This is a genomic window from Mesorhizobium sp. M1163, assembly GCF_040318415.1.
Taxonomy (GTDB): domain Bacteria; phylum Pseudomonadota; class Alphaproteobacteria; order Rhizobiales; family Rhizobiaceae; genus Mesorhizobium.
The window spans coordinates 1-24,135 of the sequence record NZ_JAMYMF010000054.1 but is presented as its reverse complement, the minus strand read 5'-3'; the positions used below and the strand labels follow the sequence as shown (position 1 = coordinate 24,135).

Sequence of the window (24,135 nt, the reverse complement as noted above, 5' to 3'; positions counted from 1 at the left end):
TCAGCGACGTCTTGCCGTGGTCGACGTGACCAATCGTGCCAATGTTCACATGAGGCTTAGTGCGCTCGAATTTACCTTTTGCCATGTGATCTCTCCATTCCTGCCAGCCCGTGCGGGCCTTGAATTAAGTTACTGGTGCAACTCGTTTCGAGTTACGCGTATTTCTTCTGGACTTCCTGGGCGACCGCGGTCGGGACCGGTTCGTAATGGTCGAACTGCATCGTGTAGGCCGCGCGGCCCTGGCTCATCGAGCGAAGGTTGTCCACGTATTTGAACATGTTGGCGAGCGGCACCATCGCGTTGATGACCACCGCGACGCCACGGGCTTCCTGGCCCTGGATCTGGCCGCGACGGCCGTTCAGGTCGCCAATGACGCTGCCGACGTAATCTTCCGGCGTCACCACTTCGACCTTCATGATCGGCTCGAGCAACTGCACGCCCAACTTCGGCGCTGCTTCACGGAAGCAGGCGCGGCCGGCGATTTCGAAGGCCAGAACCGAAGAGTCCACGTCGTGGTAGGCACCATCGATCAGCGTCGCCTTGACGCCGATCATCGGGAAGCCGGCGAACGGGCCCGAGGTCATGACGCTGTTGATGCCCTTTTCGACACCGGGGATGTATTCCTTCGGCACAGCGCCGCCGACGATCTTGGTTTCGAACTCGAATTCGCTGCTTTCCGGATTCGGCTCGAACAGGATCTTGACGCGGGCGAACTGGCCGGTACCGCCGGTCTGCTTCTTGTGCGTGTAGTCCTGCTCGTGCTTGCGAGTGATCGTCTCGCGATAGGCCACCTGCGGCGCGCCGACATTGGCCTCGACCTTGAACTCGCGACGCATGCGGTCGACGATGATGTCGAGGTGAAGCTCGCCCATGCCGGAGATGATCGTCTGGCCGCTTTCCTCGTCGGTCTTGACGCGGAAAGACGGATCCTCGGCGGCCAGGCGGTGAAGGGCGAGGCCCATCTTTTCTTGGTCGTTCTTGGTCTTCGGCTCGATGGCGATCTGGATGACCGGATCGGGGAATTCCATGCGCTCGAGGATGACCGGATGCAGCGGATCACTGAGCGTGTCGCCGGTGGTAGTGTCCTTGAGACCAGCGAGGGCGACGATGTCGCCGGCAAAAGCCTCTTCGACGTCGGCGCGCGAATTCGCATGCATCTGCAGCATGCGGCCGATGCGCTCTTTCTTGCCCTTCACGGTGTTGTCGACCGAGATGCCCTTGGTGAGCTTGCCCGAATAGATGCGGGCAAAGGTGAGCGAACCGACGAACGGGTCGTTCATGATCTTGAAGGCGAGCATCGACAGCGGCTCGTTGTCGTCGGCATGACGCTCGATCTCGGCGTCGGTCTTGGCGTCGACGCCCTTGATGGCCGGGACATCGGCCGGCGACGGCAGATATTCGACGACGGCGTCGAGCAGCGGCTGCACGCCCTTGTTCTTGAAGGCCGAGCCACAGAACATCGGATAGAACTTCACCGCGATCGTGCCCTTGCGGATGAGCGCACGGATCTCGTCATTGCTCGGCATCTTGCCTTCGAGGTAATTCTCGAGCGCCGTTTCGTCCATTTCGACGGCGGCCTCGATCATCTTCTCGCGGTACTCTTCGGCACGAGCCTTGAGGTCGGCAGGGATCTCGACGATGTCCCAGGCAGCGCCCAGCGTCTCGTCGCGCCAGACCAGCGCGTTCATCTCAACGAGGTCGACGACACCCTTGAACTCGGTCTCGGCGCCGATCGGCAGCTGCATGACGACGGCATGCGCACCGAGGCGCGAACCGATCATCTCGACCGAGCGGTAGAAGTCGGCGCCGATCTTGTCCATCTTGTTGCAGAAGATCATGCGCGGCACGCGGTACTTGTCAGCCTGGCGCCAGACGGTCTCCGTCTGCGGCTCGACACCGGCATTGGCATCGAGCAGCGCGATGGCGCCGTCGAGCACGCGCAGCGAACGTTCGACCTCGATGGTGAAGTCGACGTGGCCGGGGGTGTCGATGATGTTGAAGCGATGCATCTTGCCGTCGCGACCCTTCCAGAAGGTCGTGGTGGCGGCCGACGTGATGGTGATGCCGCGCTCCTGCTCCTGCTCCATCCAATCCATGGTCGCAGCGCCGTCATGGACTTCGCCGATTTTGTGCGACTTGCCCGTGTAATAGAGGACGCGCTCGGTGGTCGTCGTCTTGCCGGCGTCGATATGCGCCATGATACCGAAATTGCGGTAGTCTTCGATTTTATATTCGCGGGCCATGGGAGGTGCCTCTTCAGTCTCGTTCGCGCTTTACCAGCGGTAGTGCGCGAAAGCGCGGTTGGCTTCTGCCATCTTGTGGGTATCTTCACGCTTCTTGACGGCGGTGCCGCGGTTGTTGGCCGCGTCCATCAGCTCGCCGGAGAGGCGGTCGACCATAGTGGTCTCGTTGCGGTTGCGGGCGGCGGCGATCAGCCAACGGATGGCCAATGCCTGACGGCGCTCGGGGCGCACGTCGACCGGAACCTGGTAGGTGGCGCCGCCGACGCGGCGCGAACGCACTTCCACATGCGGCGCGACATTGTCGAGCGCCTGATGGAAGACGGTGACCGGTTCCTGCTTGGTCTTGGACTGGACCTGGTCGAGCGCGCCGTAGACGATGGTCTCGGCAACCGACTTCTTGCCGTCATACATGACGGCGTTCATGAACTTGGTGACGATCAGATCGCCGAACTTCGGGTCCGGATTGATCTCACGCTTTTCTGCACTGTGACGACGGGACATTTTTTCTCTGCCTCAATTCTACGCGGTGGCCTGGATCCCGGATCGTCGCTTGACGCCGCCCGGAACGACCTTGGCTACGCTTCGGTCACTTCGGACGCTTGGCGCCGTATTTCGAACGGCGTTGCTTGCGGTTCTTCACGCCTTGCGTGTCGAGCACGCCGCGGATGATGTGGTAACGGACGCCCGGAAGATCCTTGACGCGACCGCCGCGGATCATCACCACCGAGTGCTCCTGAAGGTTATGGCCTTCGCCGGGGATGTAACCGATCACTTCAAAACCATTGGTCAGGCGGATCTTGGCCACCTTGCGCAGCGCCGAGTTCGGCTTCTTCGGCGTCGTGGTGTAGACGCGCGTGCAGACGCCCCGCTTCTGCGGGTTCTGCTGCATGGCCGGGACCTTGTTGCGCTTCACCGGCGCAATGCGCGGCTTGCGGATCAGCTGGTTGACGGTAGGCATTAAACCCTCTTGTCTCTCAATTCCGTGTCTCGCCCGGTCAGGGCCGCTCAAAGCGTCATTTCCATACGCAAATTCGGGCCACAAACCGCCTCGCGGTCTTGCCCGAACAAATGGCAGAGGAAGCGGAAGCCGCTTCATGCACGCCGGAAATGTCTTTTCGCTCGTAAAACGAACCCTGTTTGAGGCAAACTCCAAAGCGTGTCGCTTCGGAAGCAAGAGCCTCACATCGGTTCTGACTGGGCGGCTTCTACTCGTATGGCCACTGTCCGTCAACCCCGGAGCGGCAAATATTGCGCTGAAACCGAGGCGTGGCAGCCATGCGAAAAATGCATGTAATTTTCTTGCGCCGTTTTTCAAGAGGAAGGCAGAAAGTGACCGGCTTGCGCCTGTTTCCAGGCCGTGCTTCGTGCGAAAAGGCGGCATGAACAGCCCAAACCCCCTCGCCCGGAGGTACAAACCCGTGAATGACAATGAGGAGCGCCCGGTCACCATTATTACCGGCCGGGTGTGGAAGCGCAAAGGCGGCAAGCCGGAAGGCGTGCATGTGATGCTGGTCGCGCCGGACGACGATTCGGCGGTGCGCCGCGCTCTCGAATCGCTTGCCGCCGAAGGCTATGCCGAGGCCGAGCTCGACCAGATCGGCGACATGGACGGCGTGCCCGACGAGGAACCGCATCTGTCCGCCTATCAGGGCGCGCTCGAAGGCGAAGTGTCGATCGTGACGTTCGATGTGCCGATCTGAAGAGATCTGAATCGCGGTCGATCTCACGAGCCGGCGACAAAAGCCCGGCGACTTGCCCGCCACAACTTCTCTGCTAAGAAACGACCTCTGGCAAAACCAAGCACACTCAACCTGCGGAGCTCCCATGTCCTCTAATCCCATCAAGCTCGGCATCGTCGGCGTGGGAAAGATCGTCCGCGACCAGCATCTGCCGGCGCTGGCGAAGGACCAGGGTTATCGCCTGGTTGCCGCAGCCAGCCGCCATGGCAAAGTGGAGGACATCCCGAACTTCCCGACGATCGAGGCGATGCTCGACGCAACGCCCGAACTCGAGGCGGTGTCGCTATGCATGCCGCCGCAGTTTCGCTACGACGCCGCGCGCACGGCGCTGGCGGCGAAAAAGCATGTCTTCCTGGAAAAACCGCCCGGCGCCACGGTCAGCGAGGTCGAGGATTTGAAAGCGCTGGCGGTGGCGAACGGCGTCTGCCTGTTCGCCAGCTGGCACTCGCGCTATGCGCCGGCCGTCGAAGCAGCGCGTACATTCCTCAGCTCGACTACGATCAGGTCGGCCGCCATCAACTGGAAGGAAGACGTGCGCCGCTGGCATCCGAATCAGGAATGGATCTGGGCTCCCGGCGGCTTTGGCGTCTTCGATCCCGGCATCAACGCGCTGTCGATCGCCACCCACATCCTGCCACCGATGTTCATCAGTTCGGCAGAGCTCGATTTCCCCGAAAACCGCGCGGCCCCGATCGCCGCCCATATCGTCTTCCGTACTTCGAACGGTCTGCCGGTGACGATGGAACTCGACTGGCGCCAGACCGGGCCGCAAAGCTGGGACATCCTGGCTGATACCGAGGCCGGATCGATGGTGCTTTCTGGCGGCGGCTCAAAGCTCGCCATCGATGGCCGCGTCGTTCACGAGGAGCCGGAAGCCGAATACCCGATGCTCTACAAGCGCTTCGCCGAGATCGTGCGCGCCGGCGTTTCCGACGTCGACCTCGCGCCGCTCCAGCACGTCGCCGACGCCTTCATGCTCGGCAAGCGCAATGTGGTCGAAGCTTTTTTTGACTGACACTGACCCCGGTAGAGCGACCTTGAATGTTCCGGATCATCTTGGCTTGCGGTCCAGGAATTCTCCCGGACGAGGCGCAGAAGCAACGGGAGCCGTCCGGTGTCCTTGTTCAAGTTCGCTCATGACATGTTGAACCGCCACCTCGAGATCGGCCTGCCCCCAGCCAAGCTCGGTGATTTCTCCATATCGAATGAAATTTGAGCGGCCGAAACCACCTTCAATGTTATTGTAAGAAATCACGCTCCGGCCGATCAACGCTACGACCCAGATGCGATGATCACTCCCAGCAGGAGAGTGATGCAGCCATTCTTCCGGATCGATCTTGATCAGGTCCCAAAGCCTTCGCTGCCCAAAGCTCATACGATCTCGGCCAGTGTTGATCAATTCCCAGATGGTCGCTCGTTCAATTGCCGATTCCTTAAAAAGCCAGCCGCCGGTGGCAGCTTCAACTGACGATCGCTATTGCAAAGCCGTCATAGCCCTTGGGGCCAACAGTCTGGATCGCGGTACCTTGCAGACGCTTGTCGCTGCCAATGAACGAGAACGCCGCGCGTGCCCCTTCGACATTGGCGTCGCGGCCATCTTCGTTCACCACCGCGCCGTCACGGATGACATTGTCGCAGACGATGACAGTCCCCGGCCTCGAAAGACGCGTCGCCCAGGACAGATAGTGCTGGTTGTTCGGCTTGTCGGCGTCGATGAAGATGAAGTCGAACGGCCCGGCATTCTCGGCGCCTAACGCGGCAAGCGATTGAAGCGCCGGTCCGACCCGCAGTTCCACGCGGTCAGATACCCCTGCCCGTTCAAAGTTCGACCGCGCGACACTGGCGTGGTGCGGATCAAGCTCGAGCGTCACGACCTTGCCGTCCACGGGCAACGCTCGCGCCATCCAGATTGTCGAGTAGCCGCCCAACGTGCCGATTTCGAGTACCTTCTTCGCTCCCTGCATTCGCGCAAGAAGTGACAGCAGCTTGCCTTGTGCCGGGGAAACATCGATCGGCGGTAGGCCGTGGTCATGGTTGGCCGCCAGAACGGCATCGAGGGCGGGATCCGCCTCGAAAAGAGCCTCGACAATGTAGCCGTCGACAGAAGCCCAGATCCTCCTGCTCATCCGTTGTCCTCCGATCCGATTGGGGAACCACAATGCGAAAAGGGGCCACTTGGGCCCCTTTTCTATCTTCTCTTACTTGCGCGCTTACTGCGCGGCGGTAACCATGTCGGTCAGCATCGGCTCGGCGACCCCGACGCCGGACGCCTTGCGGCGCTCGTCGAGGATCAACTCGTCGCGCGAGGTGGCGATGCGCCGGATCTGGCTCATCGTGCCGCCGGTGCCGGCCGGGATGAGCCGGCCGACGATGACGTTTTCCTTCAGCCCCTGCAGCATGTCGGTCTTGCCGGCAACCGCAGCTTCGGTCAGCACCCTCGTCGTCTCCTGGAAGGAGGCGGCGGAGATGAAGGACGGCGTCTGCAGCGAGGCCTTGGTGATGCCCAGCAGCACCGGCTGGCCTTCGGCCGGCTTCTTGCCCTCCTCGACCAGGCGCTCGTTGACCTCTTCCAGTTCGATCACGTCGACGTGGTCGCCCGGAATGTAGGTCGAATCGCCCTGCGTGGTGATCTCGACCTTCTGCAGCATCTGGCGAACGATCACCTCGATGTGCTTGTCGTTGATCGACACGCCCTGCAGGCGGTAGACCTCCTGGATCTCGTTGACGAGGTAGGAGGCAAGCGCCTCCACGCCCTTGATCGCCAGGATGTCGTGCGGCGCCGGATTGCCGTCGAGGATATAGTCGCCCTTCTCGATGACGTCGCCGTCCTGGAGATGGAACGGCTTGCCCTTCGGGATCAGGTATTCGACCGGCTCAAGCGTCGAGTCATGCGGCTCGATGATGATGCGGCGCTTGTTCTTGTAGTCGCGACCGAAGCGGATCGTGCCATCGATCTCGGCGATGATGGCGTGATCCTTCGGACGGCGTGCCTCGAACAGTTCGGCCACACGCGGCAGACCGCCGGTGATGTCCTTGGTCTTGGCGCTTTCCATCGGAATACGCGCCAGCACGTCGCCGGGGCGAACCTGTGCGCCGGGCTCGACCGAAAGAATGGCCTCGACCGAGAGCAGGAAGCGGGCGTCGCCACCCTTCGACAGCTTGCCGACCTTGCCCTTGGCATCCTGGACGACGATCGCCGGCTTGAGGTCGTTGCCGCGTGGCGTCGAACGCCAGTCGATGACCTCGCGCTTGGTGATGCCGGTCGATTCGTCGGCGGTTTCCTGAACGGAAATGCCATCGACCAGATCTTCGAACGCCACCCTGCCCTCGATTTCGGTGAGGACCGGGCGGGTATAGGGATCCCACTCGGCAATACGCTGGCCGCGCTTCACCTTGTCGCCATCGTCGACGAAGATGCGCGAACCGTAGGTGACGCGGTGCGTGGCGCGTTCCTTGCCGGCCTCGTCGAGGATCAGCACCGCCATGTTGCGACCCATGACCATCAGCTGGCCGTCGGAGTTGCGCACCACGTTGCGGTTGCGGATCTCGACCTTGCCCTCGTACGAGGCTTCAAGGAACGAGGAATCCACCACCTGCGCCGTGCCGCCCATGTGGAAGGTACGCATGGTGAGCTGGGTGCCCGGCTCGCCAATCGACTGCGCCGCGATGACGCCGACAGCCTCGCCCTGGTTGACAGGCGTGCCGCGGGCCAGATCGCGTCCGTAGCAGACCGCGCAGACGCCGACCCTGACCTCGCAGGTCAGCGCCGAACGGATGCGGACAGACTGCACACCGGCCTTTTCGATCAGTTCCACGTCACGCTCGTCCATCAGCGTTCCGGCCTTGACCAGAACCTCGCCGGTGACCGGGTGAGTGATATCGTCGAGCGAGGTGCGGCCGAGAACGCGCTGACCAACCGAAGCGACGACCTGACCGGCATCGACGATCGGCTGCATGGTGAGGCCCTTGTCGGTGCCGCAGTCGAGCGAGTTGACGATGCAGTCCTGCGCCACGTCGACAAGACGACGCGTCAGGTAACCCGAGTTCGCCGTCTTCAAGGCGGTGTCGGCCAGACCCTTGCGGGCGCCGTGGGTCGAGTTGAAGTACTCGAGCACGGTCAGGCCTTCCTTGAAGTTCGAGATGATCGGCGTCTCGATGATTTCACCGCTAGGCTTGGCCATCAGGCCGCGCATGCCGGCGAGCTGGCGCATCTGGGTGGGCGAGCCGCGCGCACCGGAGTGCGACATCATGTAGATAGAGTTCATCGGCTTCTGACGGCCGTTGTCCTCGAACTCGACCGCCTTGATGCGGGCCATCATTTCGTCGGCGACCTTTTCCGAGCACTTGGCCCAGGCGTCGACGACCTTGTTGTACTTCTCGCCCTGGGTGATCAGGCCGTCATTGTACTGCTGCTCGTATTCCTTGGCCAAAGCCTCGGTGTCGGACACCAGCTTGATCTTGGCATCCGGGATCAGCATGTCGTCCTTGCCGAACGAAATGCCGGCACGGCAGGCGTGGCTGAAGCCGAGAGCCATGATGCGATCGCAGAAAATGACCGTCTCCTTCTGACCGCAATGGCGGTAGACGGTGTCGATCATCTTGGAGATGTTCTTCTTGGTCATCTCCTGGTTGGCGGTCTCGTAGGGCACGTTGACGTTCTTCGGCAGCAGCTCGCCGATGATCATGCGGCCAGGCGTGGTGTCGTGGATCTTCGATACGACCTTACCGTCGGCGTCGACCGTGCGGAAGCGCCCCTTGATCTTGGAATGCAGCGTTACCGCCTTGGTCTCGAGCGCATGCTGGAGCTCGCCCATATCGGCAAACACCATGCCCTCGCCCGGCTCGTTCTGGTTGACGATCGACAGATAGTAGAGACCGAGAACCATGTCCTGCGACGGGACGATGATCGGCGCGCCGGAAGCCGGGTGCAGGATGTTGTTGGTCGACATCATCAGCACGCGAGCCTCGAGCTGCGCTTCCAGTGACAGCGGCACGTGGACCGCCATCTGGTCGCCGTCGAAGTCGGCGTTGAAGGCCGTGCAGACCAGCGGGTGAAGCTGGATCGCCTTGCCTTCGATCAGGATCGGCTCGAACGCCTGGATGCCGAGGCGGTGCAGCGTCGGCGCGCGGTTCAACAGCACCGGATGCTCGCGGATGACCTCGTCGAGGATATCCCAGACCTCCGGACGCTCCTTTTCGACCAGCTTCTTCGCCTGCTTGACGGTCGAGGAGTAACCCTTGGCGTCGAGACGGGCGTAGATGAAGGGCTTAAACAGCTCGAGCGCCATCTTCTTCGGCAGGCCGCACTGGTGCAGCTTGAGCTCGGGACCGGTGACGATGACCGAGCGGCCGGAATAGTCGACGCGCTTGCCGAGCAGGTTCTGGCGGAACCGGCCCTGCTTGCCCTTCAACATGTCGGACAGCGACTTCAGCGGACGCTTGTTGGCGCCGGTGATGACGCGGCCGCGGCGGCCATTGTCGAACAGCGCATCGACGGCTTCCTGCAGCATGCGCTTTTCATTGCGCACGATGATGCCGGGCGCGCGCAGCTCGATCAGCCGCTTCAAGCGGTTGTTGCGGTTGATGACGCGGCGGTAGAGGTCGTTCAGATCCGACGTAGCGAAACGGCCGCCGTCCAGCGGGACAAGCGGACGCAGATCCGGCGGGATCACCGGAACCACCTTCATGATCATCCATTCCGGACGGTTGCCGGATTCCATGAAGTTCTCGACGACCTTGAGACGCTTCAGATACTTCTTCTGATTGAGCTCGGAGGTGGTCGAAGCCAGTTCCGAACGCAGATCGCCGGCGATCTTCTCGAGGTCCATGCCGGCCAGCAGGTCGTGGATCGCCTCGGCGCCGATCATGGCGGTGAAACTATCCTCGCCATATTCGTCGACGGCCATCATGTACTCTTCCTCGCTGAGCAGCTGGTGCTCCTTCAGCGCGGTGAGGCCGGGTTCGGTGACGATGTAGTTCTCGAAGTAGAGAACCCGCTCGATGTCCTTCAGCGTCATGTCGAGCAGCGTGCCGATGCGCGACGGCAGCGACTTCAGGAACCAGATGTGGGCGACCGGTGCCGCCAGCTCGATATGGCCCATGCGCTCGCGGCGGACGCGCGACAGCGTGACTTCGACGCCGCACTTCTCGCAGATGACGCCCTTGTACTTCATGCGCTTGTACTTGCCGCACAGGCACTCATAGTCCTTGATCGGACCAAAAATGCGCGCGCAGAACAGGCCGTCACGCTCCGGCTTGAAGGTGCGGTAGTTGATGGTCTCCGGCTTCTTGATCTCGCCGAATGACCAGGACAGAATCTTCTCAGGGCTGGCAAGCGAGATCCGGATGGAATCGAACACCTGCGCAGGCGCCTGGGGGTTGAAGAGATTCATGACCTCTTGGTTCATGCCGTTCTCCTTTTCGGGGTCCTCGAAAACCCCTTGCATCTAGCGCGGGCCAAACGCCCGCCGACTTGATCGGCCATCGGCCGAGAATTTGGTGCGTCCGGTCGCGGGAAGGCCGCGGCCGGACGTCTTACTTACTCGGCCGCGTCGGGCAGCCGGATCGGGTTGTCGTCGAGTTTGGTGTTCTCCAATTCAACATTGAGGCCGAGAGACCGCATTTCCTTGACGAGAACGTTGAAGCTCTCGGGGATGCCGGCCTCGAATGTGTCGTCGCCTCTGACGATCGCCTCGTAGACCTTGGTGCGGCCGGCGACGTCATCCGACTTCACCGTCAGCATCTCCTGCAGCGTGTAGGCGGCGCCGTACGCTTCAAGCGCCCAGACCTCCATCTCGCCAAAGCGCTGGCCACCGAACTGCGCCTTGCCGCCCAGCGGCTGCTGGGTAACGAGCGAGTACGGCCCGATCGAACGCGCGTGGATCTTGTCGTCCACAAGGTGGTGAAGCTTGAGCATATATATGTAGCCCATCGTCACTTTGCGATCGAACGGTTCGCCGGTGCGTCCGTCATAGAGCTGCGACTGACCGCTGGTGTGCAGGCCCGCCTGCTCCAGCATGATGTTGATGTCGGCCTCGTGCGCGCCGTCGAACACCGGTGTCGCGATGGAGACGCCGCGGCGCATCTGCTCGCTGAGGCGAACGATGCTCTCGTCGTCATATTCGCGGACCGGCTCGTTGCGGTCATTGGCCGGCATGAAGCTCTCAAGCGTCTTGCGCAGCGGCTTGATGTCGCCCGCCGTCTTGTACGCATCGATCAGATCGCCGATCTTCTTGCCCATTCCGGCGCAAGCCCAGCCCAGATGCGTTTCCAGGATCTGGCCGACATTCATGCGGCTCGGCACACCCAGCGGGTTGAGCACGATGTCGGCATGCGTGCCGTCCTCGAGGAAAGGCATGTCCTCGACCGGAACGATCCGCGACACGACACCCTTGTTGCCGTGCCGGCCGGCCATCTTGTCGCCGGGCTGCATCTTGCGCTTCACGGCCACGAAGACCTTGACCATCTTCATGACGCCCGGAGGCATCTCGTCGCCGCGCTGCACCTTCTCGACCTTGTCCATGAAGCGCTGCTCGAGCGCCTTCTTGGAATCGTCGTACTGGCCACGCAGGGCTTCCAGTTCGCTCTGGAGCTTTTCGTTCTCCACGGCAAACTGCCACCACTGCGAACGCGGATACTCGTCGAGCGTGTCCTTCGACAGCTTCGAGCCCTTCTTGAAGCCCTTCGGCCCGGCAATCGCCTCCTTGCCGACGAGAACGTCGGAAAGGCGCGAATAGACGTTACGGTCGAGGATCGCCTGCTCGTCGTCGCGGTCCTTGGCGAGGCGTTCGATCTCCTCGCGCTCGATCGCCATGGCGCGCTCGTCCTTCTCGACACCGTGGCGGTTGAAGACGCGCACTTCGACGACGGTGCCGAAGGTTCCCGGAGGCATGCGCATGGAGGTATCGCGCACGTCCGAGGCCTTTTCACCGAAGATGGCGCGCAGCAGCTTTTCTTCCGGCGTCATCGGGCTTTCGCCCTTCGGCGTGATCTTGCCGACCAGGATGTCGCCCGGCTGCACTTCCGCACCAATGTAGACGATGCCGGCCTCATCGAGGTTCTTCAGCGCTTCTTCCGAGACGTTCGGGATATCGCGCGTGATCTCCTCCGGCCCGAGCTTGGTGTCGCGGGCCATGACTTCGAACTCCTCGATGTGGATCGAGGTGAAGACGTCGTCGGCGACGATGCGCTCGGACAAGAGGATGGAATCCTCGTAGTTGTAGCCATTCCACGGCATGAACGCGACCAGCACGTTGCGGCCGAGGGCCAGATCACCGAGCTCGGTCGACGGGCCGTCGGCGATGATGTCGCCCTTGTTGACCCGGTCGCCCATGCGCACCAGCGGACGCTGGTTGATGCAGGTGTTCTGGTTCGAACGCTGGAACTTCATCAGCCGGTAGATATCGACGCCGGACTTGCCGGGATCGAGATCTTCCGTGGCGCGGATGACGATACGCGTCGCGTCCACCTGGTCGACGATGCCGCCGCGGCGGGCGCCGATGGCGGCGCCCGAGTCACGGGCGACGATCGGCTCCATGCCGGTGCCGACGAACGGCGCTTCGGCGCGCACCAGCGGCACGGCCTGACGCTGCATGTTCGAGCCCATCAGCGCGCGGTTGGCGTCGTCGTTCTCAAGGAACGGAATCAGGGCCGCGGCCACCGACACCATCTGCTTCGGCGACACGTCCATCAGATCGACGTTTTCGCGCGGCGCCATCATCACTTCGCCGGCGTTACGGCAAATGACGAATTCGTCGACGAAATGACCATTCTTGTCGAGCTCGGCATTGGCCTGCGCGACGTGGTGCTTGGCCTCTTCCATAGCCGACAGGTAGACGACCTCATTGGTCAGCTTGCCGTTGACGATCTTGCGGTACGGGCTCTCGATGAAGCCGTATTTGTTGACACGCGCGAAGGTCGCAAGCGAGTTGATCAGGCCGATATTCGGGCCTTCCGGCGTCTCGATCGGGCAGATGCGGCCGTAATGCGTCGGGTGCACGTCGCGCACCTCGAACCCGGCACGCTCGCGGGTCAGGCCGCCCGGTCCAAGCGCCGACAGGCGGCGCTTGTGGGTGATCTCCGACAGCGGGTTGGTCTGATCCATGAACTGCGACAGCTGCGAGGAACCGAAGAACTCGCGCACGGCGGCAGCCGCCGGCTTGGCGTTGATCAGGTCCTGCGGCATCACCGTGTCGATCTCGATCGAGGACATACGTTCCTTGATCGCGCGCTCCATGCGCAGCAGGCCGACGCGGTACTGGTTCTCCATCAGCTCGCCGACCGAGCGCACGCGGCGGTTGCCGAGATTGTCGATGTCGTCGATCTCGCCCTTGCCGTCGCGCAGTTCGACCAGCGTCTTGACCACGGCCAGGATGTCGTCCTTGCGCAGCACGCGCACGGTATCCTCGGCCTTGAGCTCGAGGCGCATGTTCATCTTGACGCGGCCGACGGCCGAAAGATCATAGCGCTCGCTGTCGAAGAACAGCGAGTTGAACATGGCTTCGGCGGTCTCGAGCGTCGGCGGCTCGCCGGGGCGCATGACGCGGTAGATGTCGAACAGCGCGTCCTGGCGGCTCTCGTTTTTGTCGACGTTGAGCGTGTTGCGGATATAGGCGCCGACATTGACGTGATCGATGTCGAGAACCTTGATCTCGTCATCGCCGGTGCCGAGAAGCACTTTCAGCGTCTTTTCATCGATCTCGTCGCCGGCTTCGAGGAAAATCTCGCCGGTGCCATAGTTGACGATGTCCTCGGCAAGGTAGTTGCCGAGCAGATCCTCGTCGGTCGCCTTGATCGCCTTGAGACCTTTTTCGCCAAGCGCCCTGGCCTGGCGGGCAGTGATCTTCTTGCCGGCCTCGACGACGACCTCGCCGGTGTCGGCGTCAACCAGGTCACCAACGGCCTTGAGGCCGCGGAAACGCTCGACGTTGAAGGGAATGCGCCAATGGTCGCCGGCGCGCTTGTAGGTGATTTTGTTGTAGAAGGTCGACAGGATCTCTTCGCCGTCCATGCCGAGCGCCATCAGCAGCGACGTCACCGGAATCTTGCGGCGGCGGTCGATACGGGCGTGCACGACGTCCTTGCTATCGAACTCGATGTCGAGCCACGAGCCGCGGTAGGGAATGACCCGCGCGGCAAACAGAAGCTTGCCGGACGAGTGCGACTTGCCCTTGTCATGGTCGAAAAAGACGCCCGGCGAACGGTGCATCTGCGAGACGATGACGCGCTCGGTGCCGTTGACGATGAAGGTGCCGTTCAAGGTCATGAGCGGCATGTCGCCCATGTAGACGTCCTGCTCCTTGATGTCCTTGATCGACTTCGCGCCGGTATCCTCGTCGATATCGAACACGATGAGGCGCAGCGTCACCTTGAGCGGCGCCGCATAGGTCAGGTCGCGCTGACGGCATTCGTCAACGTCGAATTTCGGTCCTTCGAACTCGTATTTCACGAATTCCAGCATCGAGGAGCCGGAAAAATCGGAAATCGGGAAGACCGACTTGAAAACTGCCTGCAGCCCCTCGTCAGGACGCCCACCCTTGGGCTCCTCCACCATCAGGAACTGGTCATAGGATGCCTTCTGAACCTCGATCAGGTTCGGCATCTCCGCAACTTCCGGGATCTTTCCGAAAAATTTGCGTACGCGTCTGCGGCCATTGAAAGTCTGGGTCTGGGCCATCGTCGCTCCTTAGCTCAATTCTCGGGACGAGCCTCGCCGCGGCTCGCCTTGCATCTCGGGCCACCTCGGCGGCCCTGTCTTGTTGCCCGCCGCCTGTCGGCGGCTTCTTGTCTTTTCACCCACCACCAATTGGCGGTGGGCCAGAAACGGGAGAAAACCCGTTTCCTGAAGGCCGGTTTGCGGCCCTCAGGAAAGAGGTTTTCGCACTCTTCGCGCCATGAGCCTCCCCTCGACGTGAAGGGAGTGGCGGGGGGCGCGACGCCGGCCGCCGGTACTCAACGCTTACTTCAGTTCGACCTTGGCGCCGGCTGCTTCCAGCTGGGCCTTGAACTTGTCCGCGTCGGCCTTGGAAACGGCTTCCTTGACCGGCTTCGGAGCCGCCTCGACCAGGTCCTTGGCTTCCTTGAGGCCAAGACCGGTGATGGCGCGAACTTCCTTGATGACGTTGATCTTCTGAGCGCCTGCTTCGGTGAGGACGACGTCGAATTCCGTCTTTTCCTCGACCGGAGCAGCAGCGGCCGCGGCGCCGCCAGCAGCGGCAACCGCCACCGGAGCAGCGGCGGAAACGCCCCACTTTTCTTCAAGAAGCTTCGACAGCTCGGCCGCCTCGAGGACGGTCAGCTTCGAAAGGTCGTCTACGATCTTTGCCAGATCAGCCATTGCAATGTTCCTTCATAAGGTTCGAACGTGTGTTTGTGATAGCGAGGAACGGCCTCATGCCGCCTCGTCCTTCCGGGCGTAAGCGCCGATGACGCGCGCGACCGAAGCCGCAGGCGCATTGACGATCTGGGCGATCCGGGTTGCCGGCGTGGCGATCATGCCAACCAGCCTGGCGCGCAGCTCATCGAGCGACGGAAGTGTGGCGAGTGCCTTCACACCGTCGGCGTTGAGCGAGGTGGTGCCCATTGCGCCGCCGAGAATGACGAGCTTGTCATTTCCCTTGGCGAAATCGGACGCGACCTTCGGCGCCGCAATCGGATCCTCCGAATAGGCGATCAGCGTCTGTCCCTTGAACAGCTCGATGATCGATGCGGAGTCCGTGCCCTGAAGAGCGATTTTGGCGAGACGGTTCTTCGCGACTTTGACGGTGCCACCGGCGGCGCGCATTTTCGACCGAAGGTCGTTCATTTGCGCGACGGTGATACCGGCGTAGTGGGCCACGACGACTGAACCAGCGCTTGAGAACGCATCATTCAGGCCCGTGACGAGTTCGCGTTTTTCCGCTCTGTCCACTGCCTATCTCCAGTTGACCCCTGCCCTCTACGAAGGACAGGCGTCGGGTTGCCTTTTGCCGGCCGGGCCATCCAGTAACGGATCTCCCGAACGACGCTCGAGGATCCTGCCCCCTTTCGCCACACCTGCCGGCAAGCCGGACGGTGCGCAGACAAAAGGCAAACACGGTTCGAACCTTTCATTGGAGCGTTCGCTCCTTTGTCCGGTCTTCACCCGTCTCATGCAGGCCCACATGAATTAAGGCCCACATCACCTAAGGCTTGGGGGCCGCCTGCAATCTCGGACAGGATGTCCGGAAGCCTTTCGACTTCCGGTACCGGGCCGCCGACAGGTCGGAGGCCCGGAATTCTTTCACGGATCAGCGTCTTAGCGGCCGATCCAATTGTTCGTATCAGGACGCTGCGAGCGTCGAGACGTCGAGCTTGAGGCCCGGGCCCATCGTCGAGGTGACCGACACCTTCTTGACGTAATTGCCCTTGGCACCAGCCGGCTTTGCCCTGGTCACCGCATCGGCGAAGGCGCGGACGTTCTCTTCCAGCGCCTTGACGTCGAACGAGACCTTGCCGACGCCGGCATGAACGATGCCGGCCTTCTCGACGCGGAACTCGACGGCGCCGCCCTTCGATGCCTTCACGGCGGCGGCCACGTCGGTGGTGACGGTGCCGACCTTCGGGTTCGGCATCATGCCGCGCGGGCCGAGCACCTTGCCGAGACGGCCGACCAGCGGCATCATGTCCGGCGTGGCGATGCAGCGGTCGAAGTCGATCGTGCCCTTCTGGACGGTGTCGACCAGATCCTCGGCTCCGACGATGTCGGCGCCGGCGGCCTTGGCCTCCTCGGCCTTGTCACCGCGCGCGAACACGGCGACGCGAACGCTGCGGCCGGTGCCGTTCGGCAGGTTGACCACGCCGCGGACCATCTGGTCGGCATGGCGGGGGTCGACGCCGAGGTTCATCGCGACTTCGATGGTCTCGTCGAACTTCACCGAGGAGCGATCCTTGAGCAGCTTCAGCGCCTCACCCAAAGCGTAAGCCTTGTTGGGATCGATGCCTTCGCGGGTCTGCGATACACGCTTTGCAATCTTTGCCATGATCTCAGCCCACCACTTCCAGACCCATCGAGCGGGCGGAGCCCTCGACCATGCGCATGGCCGCCTCGACGTCGTTTGCGTTCAGATCCTTCATCTTCTGCTCGGCGATGGCGCGCACCTTGTCGCGGCCGATCGTGCCGGCCTTGACCTTGCCCGGCTCCTTCGAGCCCGACTTCAGGTTCGCGGCCTTCTTCAGGAAGTAGCTCACCGGCGGCGTCTTCATGACGAAGGTGAACGACTTGTCCTGGTAGTAGGTGATGACGACCGGAACCGGCGAGCCCTTTTCCATTTCCTGGGTCTGCGCGTTGAACGCCTTGCAGAACTCCATGATGTTGATGCCACGCTGACCAAGCGCCGGGCCGATCGGGGGCGACGGCGTCGCCGATCCCGCGGAAACCTGGAGCTTGAGCTGGCCTGCAATTTTCTTAGCCATCTCTCTTCCTGCCTTTTCTCATGCCGGTCTTGCCGGCGGTTGCAGTCTGGTGGTGCGGTCCGCGCAGCCGGCTAAAGCCGCATTCGCCTCCCACCCGTTTTGGCCGCGCGATCTCCGCGCCGCCTTCCCTGCCGCCGAAACCGGTGCAGGGATTTCGGATCAGCCCTTCTCGACCTGTCCGAATTCCAGATCGACCGGCACGGCGCGCCCGAAGATCGATACTTCCACCTTGAGCCGCGCCCGCTCCTCGTCCACTTCCTGGACGAAACCGTTGAACGACGCGAATGGTCCATCCGAAACGCGGATCGCTTCGCCGATCTCGAACGTCACCGACGGCTTCGGCCGCTCGACGCCTTCCTGAACCTGGTTCAGGATACGCTGGGCTTCGGCTTCGGTGATCGGCACCGGCTTGGAGTCGCCCAGGAACCCGGTGACCTTCGGCGTGTTCTTGACGAGCGAGAACACGGCATCGGTCAGATTGGCCTTCAACAGCACATAGCCCGGAAAGAACTTGCGCTCGGCATCGACCTTGCGGCCGCGGCGGATCTCGACGACCTTCTCGGTCGGCACCACGATCTGCTCGATGTCGGCGGACAGGCCCTTCTGCTTGGCCTTGTTCTCGATGTCCTCGGCGACCTTCTTTTCAAAGTTCGAGTAGGCGTGGACGATGTACCACCGCGCGGTCATTTTAAGACTTCTCCGTAATCGCCGGACTTACTGTCCGAGGCCGAGGATTTTTTCGACCGCAAAGCCCATGGCCACGTCTGCGGTAAAGAAAAAGATCATCGCGATGACCGCGAACACAAGGACCATCACCGTCGAGATCACCGTTTCGCGCCGCGACGGCCAAGTGACCTTGGCAGTCTCCGCGCGAACCTGCTGGAGAAAGGTGAAAGGATTTGTGGTTTTCGAAGCCATATGCCGCTCTGTCTGCAAGACCCGTTGGCCGGGTCTCCTGGATGATCCCGCTGGCCGGGACGTGCCGCTTGAGCGTGCGTTCGCGCCGAATCAGCGCAATCATTTCGCCCATGCAAATCAGACGCGTAAAGCCGGCTTCCCAGCTCCACGCGTCGCGTGTCTGTTTCGTCTACATAAAACCGATTCTTGATCCACGCAAGTGGCAAGTGTCCGCTTTATGACCAAACGCCGCCTCGGAACCATCCAGTCGTCCCGTCCCGGCTATGCGGCCCTTATGCCGCAACTTATGCTTTATGGCAAGTCACAAGCCGGTTTTCAAAGGCTGCGCTGCAAAAGAATCGTTTTTTAGGTATCCATTCGTAGGAATGGCACGGGCAGCAGGGCTCGAACCTACGACCTGCGGTTTTGGAGACCGCCGCTCTACCAACTGAGCTATGCCCGTATGCGCATGTCGGCGCAGCAGGCGCTTCCTAAAAGCTTCCGCGCGCTCTGTAAAGAGCGGTGTCCGCTGCCCAGCCTTCATCTTCGAAAGTCGAGGCGTCCTCCCGGCCATTTCCCGTCGATCCGTTGATTGCTGACGACCAAACCGACCCAGGGACGCACGATTTGTGGGTCGGTCAGATTGATATATTTTCCAACCAGCCCTTTCGCACTGACGCGCCGCGCATCAATGAGCCCCTTGCGCACGCCATCATGCCAATCGAACAGTAGGTAAACTCTCTCTCCCGCCGTCGTCAGCTCGCCCCGGCCAGACTTCCATTTACCCTTGCTATCGCCTGGAATCGTGGGGTCGGCACCGCCGTTCCATCGGCTGGACCACCTGCCTTCGATGGTGTCGTTGCGGTCGCCGTCGCTTTCGGTGCCCCAGGCTTCGGCGTTTTCATCGCTTGCAGCTCCCTCCAGTTTTACGCCGGCGGCGAACGCCGACACCTCCTCGTCGTCGGGAGTGGGGACATCCATGACACCGAACGGGTTTCGGGTTCCGCGGTTGCCGTCAAAGGTGCTGCCTGAATTTTTCTTGCCTTCCGATCTCATCGCAAAGTCTCCGGTTTTCAGTGAGGCCCCGCCAGTCGACGGCGACTTTAAACCGTTAGCCTGGAGGACCGAGACCTCCATAGCCACCCGTTTTCCTGGCCGGCAGGGTTTTCGACCGATTCACGCCCGGTCAGTTTCCCGAAGGCGGCTTGTAGGGGCCGCCCGGCACGCCCCAACCCCAGACCGGCATTGGTTCCGCCTCGGGATCGCAGGTCGGACCTTTGTTGGAGTTCATCTTGGCCAGCCGCGATCCCCATTCGATATAGGCCATGAAGGCCGAGCGGAATTCGGGATCGTCAGGCAGCCCGATCTCGTCGGCGGCGTCGGCGAGGAGATTGATCCAGCGCCGGCGCTGCTCCTCGGTCAGATGCTTGCCAAGATGATGCATCACCATCTCGCGATGGCCGCCATGCTTTTCGCTGTAGGCTTTCGGTCCACCGAAAACTTCGCCGATGAAGGCCGCGACGTGGGCCGGATGGTCCGCCGACATATGCTTGAACACCGGCCCGACAATGGGATCCCGAGAGACGTTGTCGTAGAAGGTCTGGGTCAGGCGGTTCAGCGCTTCGGTGCCGCCGGCCCATTCGAACAATGTCGGGACGTCCTGGCTCATTTGCGATCCCTCGCCTGGCTGGTCTTCTACCACGCCGGACGATAGCGGAAACATCCAGCATCGCTCAACCTGTCTCGATGGCCAGCTTCCGAAACCGACGCGCCCCTACAATTTGGCGGGCGCCTCGGCCTGCGCATTGGGCGAGAGCACCACGCGGCAATTGTCAGGCTTCGGCACCGATCTGCACAGGGTGGCACCGGTCAGCTCGTCCACTGATTGCGGCCCAGTCGTCAGTCCGGCCCTCAGCATCACGTCAGGTTCGAGCTGACGCTCGACCGAAATGCGCTGAAGCGTCATGAACAGATCACGGTTGATTGCCATCTCGTCAAGGTAAGCCTTGATCAGCTGGGCTTGTCCCATCAGGTAAAGGCTGAGTAGCGCCCGTGGACCGACAAGCCGCCTGACGCCCCCAGCCAGCATCAGCGCGCAGGCCGAATCGCAGTCGCCTTTCGCATCGCTGGCCACTCCGGCATAGGCGCCATCTTTGGCCAAGCAATTCCACTCTTCCGGGTCGCAGCCAACGAAATCGGTACGGGCAACGGCGACGTCGAGCTTCTTTTCACGGATAAGTCGCCCCATCGCCAGAGCGCTGAACAAGTCGCCGCCTCGCGAGCTCACCACTATAGGCAGCCGCCGGCTGCCAAGCGTAGCGAGCAACTGACCCAGCTTCTGCGGGGTTTGGCTCGTGATTACGCCTTGTGCCGAGATCCATTCCGGGCAGTCGGGATTGCAGGACGAATTGCTGCGGCGAACCACAACGAAGCGCATCTCGGGTGCCCCGTTCCCCGGCACTGCCACGAGCGGCCGAGCCCACATCCATTCCGGGCAGTGGGGCTCGCACATCGGATCGCTGCCGCGAACGAGTATGAAGCCCTTGTCCGGCGCCTCGTTTCCTGGCACTGCCTCGACCGGCTGAGCAGGTGCCTCCTTGGCCAGGTGAGAAAGTGGGATTTGAGCCGGCTGAGACGGTCCGGCCTTCGCTTCGATTGCTGCCACCTTGGCCGGCTTGGCATTCGCAGGGACCTCCCTGCAGTTCGGCGGCGCAGGACTCCGCTGGCATATGCCCGCCTGCGTAAGTATGTCGAGGGAGTCCCTGCTGGTGATCAGCTTCATCGTCAGCATGTCGTCGAGGGCGATCTGCCGGATGTCGCTGGCGGGCGTGGCCTTCATTCTGTCGATTACGCCCCGTCCGACACCCATGTCCCTGAGATAGGCCGAAAGTTTCCTCTCAAGCGCCTTGCTCATCTCATAGGTCTTGTAGCCGGCATTGTCTTGAGTGATGGTTTCTGTGGTGATCCTATATTTTTTGCCCCGCACAACTCGATAGGTGGTTCGATAGTGCCGTGTTGTGCGGAAATAGGTCGTAGTGATCTGATGGACGCCTAGATAGGCCCAACCGCCGACCACGCGTCCGACGCCTCCGGCAAACATCAGCGGACATGCGGAGTTGCACATGGCACCCCCGTCAGACGCAATGCCGAAATATGCTGCGCCCTTGCCGTCATTGGCCCGGCAATCTTTCATCCCGGGCCAACAATCGGAAAACTTGGTCGTACCGACGGCGATATCGAGCTTGTTTTTGCGGATTATTCGACCAAGCTGGAGCGCAGCATCGACATTGCCGCCCGGGGAATTGACGATGATCGGCAGTTTGCGGCGGCCGAGCGTCTTCAATATGCGCTTGAACTGCGCTGGCGTGCCCGCTTCGATGGCGCCTTCTGCCGAAATCCATTCCGGACAGTTAGACTCGCAGCCGGTCGCGTTGCTGCGCACGACGACGAATCGCATCGGCGAGAGATCATCGGATAATAGCTTCGGATCGGTCCAAGTCGTCGGATCGGACCATTTCGGGAAGACATCCTCGGCCTTTGCGGCGAAGGCAGCCATCGCCATGGCAATAACCAGCAGCCCGCGCCACCACCTTGCCACGCTATCTAAACGGCGTCCCGAAACCACGCTTGGCAAAAGCCCCCTTGATGCAACCTATAATAGTTGCGGCAATGGTGGTTGCAATAGCTTTGAAACACCCGCGCAAGATTGTTCTGCCTCGAGTCAGTAAGCGAAAAAGGCGGCCCGAAGACCGCCCTTTCGCATCGACCGGCAATGCCGGCGCCGATCACTCTATAATGGTGACGACGACGCCAGCACCGACGGTGCGGCCGCCTTCACGGATGGCGAAGCGCAGCTTCTCTTCCATGGCGATCGGCACGATCAGCTCGCAGCTATCAAGCCCGCCTTACGATTTGACCGGCGTGCTGGCCTGAGCCTTGGCGCCCGAGGCTTCGCGGCAGTTCTCGGGCTGTGGCTCCGATCTGCAGATGCCGGGGCCTGTCAATTCGTCTGCCGATTGATGCCCGGTTGTCAGCCCGTATTTCAGCATCCTGTCGAGTTCGAGCTGCCGTTCGACTGAATTCAGCTGAATTGCGGTAAACAGACCGGGGCCGATGGCCATGTCCTCGAGATAGGCCTTGACCTTTTGCTCCTGCCCTACCGAATGCACGCTCAACTGTGCACGCGGGCCGACGAGGCGTTTGACACCGCCGGCGAGCATGATCGGACAGGCCGAGCCGCACGCGCCGCCAGCATCGACCGTCAGTCCGTTATAGACGCCGTCTTCGGCCGTGCAGTCGGCCTGCCGCGGTTCGCAGCCAATGAAATCTGTCCGCGCCACGGTGACGTCGAGCTTGCGTTCGCGGATCAGCCTTCCGGCCGCCAAAGCACCGAGCACATCACCACCCGGCGAGTTGATGACGATGGGCAGACGCCGGTCGCCGACGCCGTCCAGCAGTTGGCGCAGTTTTTCGGGCGTGTCGGCGGTAATTGTGCCTTCGGCCGAGATCCATTCCGGGCAGTTGGGATTGCAAAGCGGATTGCTGCCGCGGACCAGGACGAAGCGCATGTCTGCGGCCTCCTTCGGCCGCGTGGTTTCGTGCCCTGCGGGTGCAGGCTCGGCGTTCGCCACCACTTCGCCGGCCGCCTTCGCGACATTCGCCGGCGCCGGCAGCTCCCTACAACTCGCCGGCAACGGATCGGATTTGCATAGGGTTGGCGCGGTCAGCAGGTCGACGGCATCCAAGCTGGTGACGAGATTCATTTGCAGCATGTCGTAGGGAACCAGTTGCTGGATGCTGCTGGCCGGCGTGCCTTTCATGGTCTCGAGCACGCCCAGGCCGACGCCCATCTCCTTCAGATAGGCCGCCAGCTTCCGCTCCAGCGGCTTGTTCATCTCGTAGGTCTTGTAGCTGCCGGCGTTCTTCCGGCTGACGACCTTGGTGCTGAGGATCTTCTTCTTACCCTTCACCACGCGGTAGGTGGTGCGGTACAGCAATTTCGTCCGGATATAGGTCGTGGTGATCTGATGGACGCCGAGAAAGGCCCATTCCCCGACCACGCGCCGGATGCCACCGGAAAACATCAACGGACAGGCGGAATTGCAGATGGCGCCGTCGGCATAGGCATTGCCGAAATAACGGGCGCCCTTGCCGTCCTTTTCCTTGCAGTTTTTCACATCTGGCAGACAGCCGACGAACCGGGTTTTGCCGACGGCGATATCGAGCTTGTTCTTGCGGATCAGGCGACCAAGTGTCAGCGCCGCTTCGACATTGCCGCCGGGGGAATCGACGACGATCGGCAGCTTTCGGCCGCCAAGCGCCTTCAGCGTGCGTTTGAACAGGGCCGGCGTGCCGGCTTCTATCGAGCCTTCCGCCGATATCCATTCCGGACAGGTCGGCTCGCAGCCCGGCGCGCTGCTGCGGACGACAACGAACCGCATCGTCGGGCCGAGATCCGGCGTGGATTTTTCCGGCGTGGATTTCTTGGCATCGGCTGCGAAGGCAGCGTGGCCCAAGGCGAGCAACGACACCAGGCAGATCAGCCCTAACGACCACAATGCCTGACTATGCAAACGGCGCCATGGAACCATTCGGGCAGCCCCCTCGATGCAACCTATACTAGTTACGGCAGAGGCGCTTGCAACAGGATTTGAAGCAAGGCGGTTAATCTATTCGAATCAAAAAGGCGGCCCGAAGACCGCCCTTTCGCATTCGATCTCGACCGGCAACGCCGGCGTTGATTACTCTTTGATGGTGACGACGATGCCGGCACCGACGGTGCGGCCGCCTTCACGGATGGCGAAGCGCAGCTTCTCTTCCATGGC

20 protein-coding genes, 1 tRNA gene and 2 pseudogenes are annotated in these 24,135 nt (G+C 61.8%); 2 read left to right on the top strand and 21 right to left on the bottom strand.

Annotation, left to right across the window (positions count from 1 at the left end):
- The 4 genes and pseudogenes from NKH43_RS32485 to rpsL form a co-directional block, all read right to left on the bottom strand.
- Positions 1–85, bottom strand: a pseudogene (locus NKH43_RS32485) (GTP-binding protein); the annotation flags it as partial.
- A gap of 67 nt (positions 86–152) precedes the next feature.
- Entirely contained in the window at positions 153–2,243 is a 2,091-nt protein-coding gene (fusA, locus tag NKH43_RS32480; protein WP_023680448.1) for an elongation factor G, read from the bottom strand.
- Between the two features lie 30 nt (positions 2,244–2,273).
- Positions 2,274–2,744: a 30S ribosomal protein S7 gene (gene rpsG / locus NKH43_RS32475; RefSeq protein ID WP_008875664.1), complete on the bottom strand. Its 471-nt coding sequence runs from the start codon at positions 2,742–2,744 to the stop codon at positions 2,274–2,276.
- Between the two features lie 85 nt (positions 2,745–2,829).
- Entirely contained in the window at positions 2,830–3,201 is a 372-nt protein-coding gene (rpsL, locus tag NKH43_RS32470; protein ID WP_006333356.1) for a 30S ribosomal protein S12, read from the bottom strand.
- 460 nt (positions 3,202–3,661) lie between these two features.
- On the opposite strand from rpsL, the gene NKH43_RS32465 reads away from it, so the two are divergent.
- Positions 3,662–3,943 carry a transcriptional regulator gene (locus NKH43_RS32465; protein ID WP_023680447.1) on the top strand — a complete coding sequence of 94 codons (282 nt, stop codon included), beginning with the start codon at positions 3,662–3,664 and terminating at the stop codon, positions 3,941–3,943.
- 124 nt (positions 3,944–4,067) lie between these two features.
- Positions 4,068–4,997 (top strand): Gfo/Idh/MocA family protein, encoded by a 930-nt coding sequence (locus NKH43_RS32460; protein WP_352587583.1) that lies wholly within the window; start codon positions 4,068–4,070, stop codon positions 4,995–4,997.
- Positions 4,998–5,033: 36 nt separating this feature from the next.
- On the opposite strand, the gene NKH43_RS32455 is transcribed toward NKH43_RS32460, so the two are convergent.
- From NKH43_RS32455 to NKH43_RS32375, 17 genes and pseudogenes are all read right to left on the bottom strand, one after another.
- On the bottom strand, positions 5,034–5,357 hold the full coding sequence (locus tag NKH43_RS32455) for a hypothetical protein (protein ID WP_352861612.1): 324 nt from the start codon (positions 5,355–5,357) through the stop codon (positions 5,034–5,036).
- Positions 5,358–5,442: 85 nt separating this feature from the next.
- A complete protein-coding gene (locus NKH43_RS32450; protein WP_352861610.1) occupies positions 5,443–6,108 on the bottom strand; it encodes an O-methyltransferase in 666 nt (221 codons plus the stop codon).
- Between the two features lie 84 nt (positions 6,109–6,192).
- Positions 6,193–10,389 (bottom strand): DNA-directed RNA polymerase subunit beta', encoded by a 4,197-nt coding sequence (gene rpoC / locus NKH43_RS32445; RefSeq protein WP_352861608.1) that lies wholly within the window; start codon positions 10,387–10,389, stop codon positions 6,193–6,195.
- A 131-nt stretch (positions 10,390–10,520) separates the two neighbouring features.
- On the bottom strand, positions 10,521–14,657 hold the full coding sequence (rpoB, locus tag NKH43_RS32440) for a DNA-directed RNA polymerase subunit beta (RefSeq protein ID WP_352496503.1): 4,137 nt from the start codon (positions 14,655–14,657) through the stop codon (positions 10,521–10,523).
- Positions 14,658–14,939: 282 nt separating this feature from the next.
- Entirely contained in the window at positions 14,940–15,317 is a 378-nt protein-coding gene (rplL, locus tag NKH43_RS32435; protein WP_023680442.1) for a 50S ribosomal protein L7/L12, read from the bottom strand.
- A gap of 54 nt (positions 15,318–15,371) precedes the next feature.
- On the bottom strand, positions 15,372–15,890 hold the full coding sequence (rplJ, locus tag NKH43_RS32430; RefSeq protein ID WP_008875657.1) for a 50S ribosomal protein L10: 519 nt from the start codon (positions 15,888–15,890) through the stop codon (positions 15,372–15,374).
- 391 nt (positions 15,891–16,281) lie between these two features.
- The gene (gene rplA, locus NKH43_RS32425; RefSeq protein WP_352861606.1) at positions 16,282–16,980 is read right to left on the bottom strand and encodes a 50S ribosomal protein L1; all 699 of its coding nucleotides are present in this window, start codon (positions 16,978–16,980) and stop codon (positions 16,282–16,284) included.
- Positions 16,981–16,984: 4 nt separating this feature from the next.
- Positions 16,985–17,413, bottom strand: a complete 429-nt coding sequence (rplK, locus tag NKH43_RS32420) for a 50S ribosomal protein L11 (protein ID WP_023680440.1) — start codon at positions 17,411–17,413, stop codon at positions 16,985–16,987.
- Positions 17,414–17,572: 159 nt separating this feature from the next.
- Positions 17,573–18,100 carry a transcription termination/antitermination protein NusG gene (gene nusG / locus NKH43_RS32415; protein WP_006333333.1) on the bottom strand — a complete coding sequence of 176 codons (528 nt, stop codon included), beginning with the start codon at positions 18,098–18,100 and terminating at the stop codon, positions 17,573–17,575.
- A gap of 27 nt (positions 18,101–18,127) precedes the next feature.
- A complete protein-coding gene (gene secE / locus NKH43_RS32410; RefSeq protein ID WP_023721668.1) occupies positions 18,128–18,331 on the bottom strand; it encodes a preprotein translocase subunit SecE in 204 nt (67 codons plus the stop codon).
- Positions 18,332–18,697: 366 nt separating this feature from the next.
- Positions 18,698–18,773 (bottom strand) — tRNA-Trp (locus tag NKH43_RS32405).
- Between the two features lie 77 nt (positions 18,774–18,850).
- Positions 18,851–19,366: a hypothetical protein gene (locus tag NKH43_RS32400; RefSeq protein WP_352792042.1), complete on the bottom strand. Its 516-nt coding sequence runs from the start codon at positions 19,364–19,366 to the stop codon at positions 18,851–18,853.
- Positions 19,367–19,496: 130 nt separating this feature from the next.
- Positions 19,497–19,979 (bottom strand): group II truncated hemoglobin, encoded by a 483-nt coding sequence (locus tag NKH43_RS32395; RefSeq protein WP_352792041.1) that lies wholly within the window; start codon positions 19,977–19,979, stop codon positions 19,497–19,499.
- Positions 19,980–20,084: 105 nt separating this feature from the next.
- Positions 20,085–21,872 (bottom strand): COG3904 family protein, encoded by a 1,788-nt coding sequence (locus tag NKH43_RS32390; protein WP_352861604.1) that lies wholly within the window; start codon positions 21,870–21,872, stop codon positions 20,085–20,087.
- 223 nt (positions 21,873–22,095) lie between these two features.
- Positions 22,096–22,194: pseudogene (locus NKH43_RS32385) on the bottom strand (EF-Tu C-terminal domain-related protein); the annotation flags it as partial.
- A 21-nt stretch (positions 22,195–22,215) separates the two neighbouring features.
- Positions 22,216–23,901 (bottom strand): COG3904 family protein, encoded by a 1,686-nt coding sequence (locus NKH43_RS32380; protein WP_352861602.1) that lies wholly within the window; start codon positions 23,899–23,901, stop codon positions 22,216–22,218.
- Positions 23,902–24,051: 150 nt separating this feature from the next.
- Positions 24,052–24,135: EF-Tu C-terminal domain-related protein (locus NKH43_RS32375; protein WP_455749504.1), on the bottom strand; the 84-nt coding region annotated here is incomplete at its 5' end.